Source organism: Neobacillus drentensis, assembly GCF_036962765.1.
Taxonomy (GTDB): Bacteria; Bacillota; Bacilli; order Bacillales; family Cytobacillaceae; genus Neobacillus; species Neobacillus drentensis_C.
In genome coordinates, this window is the sequence record NZ_JBALOS010000447.1 from 1 (window position 1) to 1,437 (window position 1,437).

At 34.8% G+C, this 1,437-nt stretch carries 2 protein-coding genes; both read left to right on the forward strand.

Annotated elements, in window-relative coordinates:
- Positions 1–183 precede the first annotated feature (183 nt).
- Positions 184–834 (forward strand): Crp/Fnr family transcriptional regulator, encoded by a 651-nt coding sequence (locus V7137_RS30565; RefSeq protein WP_335701544.1) that lies wholly within the window; start codon positions 184–186, stop codon positions 832–834.
- Positions 835–1,437, forward strand: a 603-nt coding sequence (locus V7137_RS30570; RefSeq protein ID WP_335701545.1) for a Crp/Fnr family transcriptional regulator, incomplete at its 3' end; no start/stop codon positions are given.

Consider the following 1,437-nt stretch of genomic DNA (forward strand, 5'->3'; position numbering starts at 1 on the left):
ATTAATTTTAAAGGAGATTATTTCACACTCATGCAAAAAAATGGGCACCAGATTCTTAATCTCTTAAATGTTTTTACCACAAAAAATACTTTCTTGAAAAATAATGAAAATACAATATAATATAAAACGGAATATCTATTAGATTATTCTATATTTTCTATTATTTATTGGAAGGGGGAAGAAATGGAAAACCTACTTCGATACCAATGGAATCCTTATCTATTCTATGGCCAAAAGCGTGTCCTAAAAAAAAATCACCTATTATTTCGGCAGGGGGAGCGTGGAAATGGTTTTTATTTTGTCGCTGAGGGTCACGTGAACATCAAAATTATTTCTGATCAAGGAATTGAGAGAATCGTTGACTATATTCCTGAAGGTTTCCTGATTGGTGAGCAAGGAATTCTAGAAAAGCCCTATATGACAACGGCTATTACTGAAACAAAGTCCATCCTTTATTACTATTCAAACGAAACCTTTCAGGAAATGTGCAAAGAGCATCAAGATGCAGGAACACTATTTATGAATTCACTGATCCAAAAAATCCGTTTACTTGCGGAAACCGTTTCCTTATTAAACACCCCTGTGGAACTGCAAATGGCACATTTTCTTCTTAAGCTTTACCACAAATACGGAAGTTCCCAATTACCTATAAGCCAAACTTCTCTAGCCCAATACATCGGAACCTCACGTATCAGTATCTATAAGATTCTTCAACAGTGGATGAAAAAGGATTTGATTGACATCCGCAACCGATCCATAGACCTTCTTGATATCAAACAAATTGAAGCTATTATTAAGAATGATTCTATAATATCTACTAAGGAGGCTACATAGATGCATACCTTCTCACAGCAAGAAAGCGCGAGCTTAAATTCCTGGGAGTCCTTCTTAAGATACGGGGAAAGGCAATTCCTTAAAAAAAAAGCAATTCTATATAAGCAAGGTGAAATCGGAAATGGATTTTATTATATTAATAATGGGCTGATAAAAATTTTAAAGCCTACTTCAGAGAGAGGAGATAGAATTTTAGATATTAAGGGATCAGGATTCTTGATTGGTGAGCAAGCAATCGACCAATTGCCTTACTTTTCTTCGGCCATTGCAATTGAGGATTCAGTTGTCTACTATTTTTCGTTTGAAGTATACAAAAAATTAATCAAGGAGTACCCCGATTTCGTTCTTCTTTTTGCTAAATCAGTTATTCAAAAAGAAAAAACGCTGTTGGACGAAATTAATTTGAAAGCGGTTACATCTGAACAAAAAGTAGCTTTTTCACTTCTACAGCTGATGGATTCCTGCCAAACCAATGAAATCAACCTTACTCAACAAGAATTGGCTGACTATGTCGGTCTAACACGGGTCACCGTCCATGGAATTATTAAAAAATGGAAGTGTGATCAATTGATTGATATCAATAAAAGAAGGTTTATCATACAC